This window comes from Chelatococcus caeni, from assembly GCF_014196925.1.
In the GTDB taxonomy this organism is placed as follows: domain Bacteria; phylum Pseudomonadota; class Alphaproteobacteria; order Rhizobiales; family Beijerinckiaceae; genus Chelatococcus_A; species Chelatococcus_A caeni.
Window position 1 is genome coordinate 246,022 of record NZ_JACIEN010000008.1, and the last position, 4,728, is coordinate 250,749.

Sequence of the window (4,728 nt, forward strand, 5' to 3'; positions counted from 1 at the left end):
CTCGAGGTTCCAGGGCGTGGATGCCCGCGGCAAGCGCGGGCATGACGATGGGGAAGTGCTGCGCTTCGCAACCCCCGCTCCGGCATCCGTCAATCGAACCGCCGCGCAGCCGTGGCGGATACTTATGGAAGCATCCTCATAGAAAAAGGCCGCGCTTCTTGCGAAGCGCGGCCCCTTCACGGTGCAGCTTACCGTCGTCTTAGCGGAAGAGCGACAGGATGTTCTGCGTCGAGGAGTTGGCGATCGAGAGCGCCTGGATGCCGAGCTGCTGCTGCACCTGCAGCGCCTGCAGCTTGGTGGACTCTTCTTCCATGTTGGCGTCGACCAGCTGGCCGATGCCGCGCGTGATGGCGTCCGACAGCGCGTTGACGAAGTCGTTCTGGATGTCGACGCGGTTCTTGATCGAGCCGAGGTAGGACGCAGCGTCCGTCAGCTCCTGCAGCGCGGCGTCGACAGCCCCGGTCAGACCCTCGAGGTCGGCGAGGTCGTTGGCCTCGTTCGTCACGCCGGAGATGTCGAAGTCGTAGACCGACGTGCCGGTGACGTTGCCACCCGCCGAGAAGTCGGCGCTGCGGTCCTTGTCGAAGATGCCGACGTCGCCGTTCGCATCGAACAGGTGCATCTTGGAGATGTCGATGTCGATCTTGTCGATCGAGACCGCACCACCGGCACGCGAGAACGAAGCGACGACAGCGCGGGTCGCGTTGTAGTCGGCAGCGCTCGAGTCGACGTCGAGCCAGTTTTCGCCGTTGAACACGGCCGACGAGGCCGAGCTCTTGAGCTGCTTCTGCAGGTCCGAGATCTCGGTCTGCACCTTGGCGCGGTCGACACCGGCGTCACGGGCAGCGACGAGCTTCTTCTTGATCTCGGTGACGATTTCCTTCGTCGTGTCGAGCGCGGTGTACATCGTGTCGATGGTCGCGGCGCCGAGACCGATGGCGTCCTTCACGGCCGAGAGAGCGGCGTTGTCGGACTTCATGGTGGTGGCGATCGACCAGTAGGCGGCGTTGTCCGAAGCGCTGGACACGCGCAGGCCCGTCGAGATGCGGGTCTGCGTCGCGGTCATGTTCTTGTTGGTGGCCGTCAGCGTCTGCAGAGCAGTCATCGCCGAGGAATTGGTCAGCAAGCTGGACATGCTTTCGTCCCTTCACATTGAGATGTGGATTGTTTGAAAGGGACATGCCGGATTTGAACCGGCATAGCGGAGCGGCATCATGCCTTCGAGGCGCAAGCTAGGACCGCCTCAATCCGCTATGTTTTCCACCTTAGCTTGCAAATATTACCGGTTTGTTGCCATGCGTGCACGCCCAAAATAAAAACGCTCCCCGCGCCGGCTGGCGCGGGAAGCGCTTTCAAGGGGATAAGGGACGTGCGGCGTGTCAGCCGCGGTCGACGAACATGTAACCCATGTAGCGCTTGGCCTCGATCGGATCGTAGCCGAGCCGCTCGCGCAGTTTCTTGCGCAGCTTGCTGACGTGGCCTTCGACCACGCTCTCTTCCACGGCCTCGTTGTAGATGCCGTAGATGGCGTTGAAGAGCTGCATCTTGCTGACGCGCCGGCCGCGGGCCCGCACCAGATATTGCAGGATGTGACGCTCGCGGCGCGGCAGCGTCACCGGCTCGCCGTCGATCTCCGGATCGCGGCCGTCATAGAAGACCTTGAGCCGGCCGATCGTGGTCTTTTCCTCGGCGGTGTTCACGCGCCGCCACACGGCCTCGGCCCGCGCCAGGATCTCGCGGACATGGACCGGCTTTCGGACCACGTCGTCGATGCCGGCGGTGAAGAGTTCGAGCGTCTGCTCCAGCGAGCGCGTCTCGCTCAGCGCGATGATCGGCGCGCGGCTGTGGTTGCGGATGAGCTCGGGATAGCTCGAGCGGTCGGCGAAGTCGCCGAGCACGAACCCCTGCACCGCATTGAGATCCACCGTCGATGCCGTCTCGAGCCATTCCCGGAACTCGCCCGAGTAGAAGCCCATGGACGGCACGCCTTCGCGTCCGAAGCTTGCCACATAGCCCGATGTGACAAGTTGCCTTTCGTCAACAACGATATACACAGCCTGACCCCCCAGCCCGTTCGAAAAATCAGTCATCACGTCACGCCCGGCCAATCATAGCCAGGTACGCACCACTGATTTACTTAGATAAGGCGACATATATCGTTTGGTTATTACATTTATATAATAGATACGTATTTATTTCTTGTTGTTGCCCGTTCCGTATTCCCTCTTCGCGAGAGAGGGTACGCACTTCCGCCCCGCGCATCATCGCCAAAAGCGACAGGCAATGCCCGGACAAGCCTGGGCATGGAAGATGCCGCCACATGAAGCGGCGGCTCGTTCATCGACGGCGGAACACCAACAGCGCCAACGACCCTGAAGCCCCATTCGCGACACTTGAAGCGGCCGCGTAAACAGCGAATCAGCAATCCAAGAATTATTAATCGCCCGTTAAGGGTCAATACGTTTTGTATCGATTTGGAATGCATGTGCTCCACTGAGTCATTTTTGCATCGCTTCGTTACAATTATCGTTAAAATTTTAACGACGGCTCTTCGCTACCAGCGCGCGAAAAGCGCCTGGAACACGCCGCCTCATCGGGACTCGATTGCCCGAATGCATTGGCCTTCAAGCCCGCAACCGCAGATGCGTGCCGGCGCGCGGCGGAAAGGACCCGCTTGAGGATGTCTCCGCGGCTCGCCCGAGGAGCTTTAGCAACGGCGCATGCGGCCGTGCCCCGACAGGCGGCGCCACCGCCCGTCGATGGTCACCCGCGGCGGGCGCGCACCACCGATGTGACAGCCGCGCTCCAGGCGACGGGGACGGCGCGCGTCACGCGCCCGTCAACACTCTGCAGATCGGCGAGCCCGGCGCGCATGACCCTGCGCACGATGCGCAGGTAACCGCGGCCCTGGCTGGTGATCACCACGGCCTCGCGGCCGACGAGGCTCGAGAGAGGATCCCCCGCCCGGTCGCAGACGACGATGTCGCCAGGATCGTAGCGCGGCTGCAGCGCGGTCCCCACGATGCGGAAGCCTATGGCCTGTGGCGACATGGCGACGGGCGTCTCGACGCTGAAGACCGGCCGCGGCGGCCCGGCCCTTAGCCGGCGACGGACATTGCCGTCGTCGCCGACTTCCCCGGCGATGTCGAGATGATGCCGCCGGGGTTGCCGGCCCTCGCCCGTCAGCAGCCAGGCGAGGCTGACGTTGAGATGCGCCGCGTAATGCTCGGCGACGGTTGCCCGGATGCCGCGCAGGCCGTTCTCATGGGCCCGATAGGTCACCTCGCTCCAGCCGAAGGTCCGTGCCGCCACAGCCGCGCTGGCAAAGCCGGCGCGGCGCCGTGCCGCCCTGAGGCGCTGAGCGATGCTTTTCTCGGAAATCATTCCGGCCTCCCGCAGAAGGCCGGGCAGGAACGAGACGCCGCAGGACGACGCAACTTCCGCCCCCCAATCATTAAGGACGCCTGCTCGAAGTCGAGCGGCGCCTATCTATAAGTGCTTGATATTAAAAGCTTCCACAGGGGGCGACAAGCCGGATCGACGAGCGCCGATCAAGTCGCATGCACCAGCAGAGGCCGACGGATCTACACGTTTCAAATACAAAGCGGCACGCCCCGTTTCCGGCGGGGCGTGCGCCATAGTCCTATTCCAGCAGATGCCGAGCGGACTACTGCTCGGCAAAGACCGCTTCGATCTTGCCCTTCAGCGTCTGCGCGTTGAACGGCTTGATGATGTAGTTGTTGACGCCGGCCTTCTTGGCGGCGACGACGTTCTCGGACTTCGCCTCGGCGGTGACCATGATGAAAGGCGTGTTAGCGAGCTTCTCGTCAGCGCGAACCTGCTTCAGGAGCTCGTAGCCCGTCATCGGCTCCATGTTCCAGTCACTGATGACGAGGCCATAGTCGCGCTCCTTCATCTTGGCGAAGGCCTCGGTGCCGTCGGCTGCCTCGTCGACATCCTGAAAGCCGAGCTGCTTCAATAGGTTGCGGATGATGCGAACCATGGTCTTATAATCGTCGACCACGAGGATCGGCATCGAAAGATCAAGCGCCATAGTTCACTCCACCGCTTTGCACTTTGTTGACAGGGGCGCATTTCGCTGCGCGGAGACTCTTGCAGAAAACTTGCACGAAGCTTGCATGACGGAAGCCGGACCGTTTGCCTTGGTTGAAGCCGAGCACGTATAGTAACGGCCTGAATTGACCAATCCTTAAAAAGGGAGGTGCCGATGACTGCGGGCCATCGGCCGTTTCGCATCGAATCCATGGTCGAGACCGGTTTCGGCGACACACTCATGGGGAGCCCGGCGGTGTCGGTGCAGCTCGAGCAGATCACGCAGCAGCTCGCCGAGCTGCGCACCCTGGTCGAAGCCATCAACAGCCGCGACGAGCGAATCGGCCAGATCTCGGAAGGCGGCGCCTTCTGGCAGGACGTCGACGCCATCCAGCGCAGCATCCAGAAGACGAAGCTGGAGCTTGCGACGCTGCATGCCAAGGGCCTGCGCGGCGAGCAGAAGAGCCGCGTGACGGACGAGCTCGACGCCGTCGTCTCCGACACCGAGAGCGCCACGGAGACGATCCTCTCCTCGGCCGAGGCCATCAACGACGCCACCGGCGTGCTGATGGAGCAGCTCAGAGTCCGTTTGAGAATGGTGTCAGTGGCTGATCCTGCGCAGCAGCAGGCTTCCCATGGCGACGTGGATCATGGCCTCGGACACGTCGATGCGCT

At 62.5% G+C, this 4,728-nt stretch carries 4 protein-coding genes and 1 pseudogene; 1 reads left to right on the forward strand and 4 read right to left on the reverse strand.

What is annotated here, in order from left to right:
• Nucleotides 1-199: 199 nt before the first annotated feature.
• From GGR16_RS24080 to GGR16_RS24095, 4 genes are all read right to left on the reverse strand, one after another.
• Nucleotides 200-1,135, reverse strand: coding sequence for a flagellin N-terminal helical domain-containing protein (locus GGR16_RS24080; RefSeq protein ID WP_053193308.1), 936 nt, complete (start codon nt 1,133-1,135; stop codon nt 200-202).
• A gap of 244 nt (nt 1,136-1,379) precedes the next feature.
• Complete coding sequence (locus GGR16_RS24085; protein ID WP_026015588.1) at nt 1,380-2,054, reverse strand: response regulator transcription factor; 675 nt, start codon at nt 2,052-2,054, stop codon at nt 1,380-1,382.
• Nucleotides 2,055-2,763: 709 nt separating this feature from the next.
• The gene (locus GGR16_RS24090; protein WP_019404744.1) at nt 2,764-3,384 is read right to left on the reverse strand and encodes a hypothetical protein; all 621 of its coding nucleotides are present in this window, start codon (nt 3,382-3,384) and stop codon (nt 2,764-2,766) included.
• A 283-nt stretch (nt 3,385-3,667) separates the two neighbouring features.
• On the reverse strand, nt 3,668-4,054 hold the full coding sequence (locus GGR16_RS24095) for a response regulator (RefSeq protein ID WP_019404743.1): 387 nt from the start codon (nt 4,052-4,054) through the stop codon (nt 3,668-3,670).
• A 174-nt stretch (nt 4,055-4,228) separates the two neighbouring features.
• Between GGR16_RS24095 and GGR16_RS24100 the strand changes: the two are divergent.
• Nucleotides 4,229-4,728 (forward strand): annotated as a pseudogene (locus tag GGR16_RS24100) (hypothetical protein); the annotation flags it as partial.

Coding starts and splice junctions, on each gene's coding strand:
- GGR16_RS24095 (WP_019404743.1), bottom strand. CDS start 4,054: ATGGCGCTTGATCTTTCGATGCCGATCCTCGTGGTCGACGATTATAAG.
- GGR16_RS24080 (WP_053193308.1), bottom strand. CDS start 1,135: ATGTCCAGCTTGCTGACCAATTCCTCGGCGATGACTGCTCTGCAGACG.
- GGR16_RS24090 (WP_019404744.1), bottom strand. CDS start 3,384: ATGATTTCCGAGAAAAGCATCGCTCAGCGCCTCAGGGCGGCACGGCGC.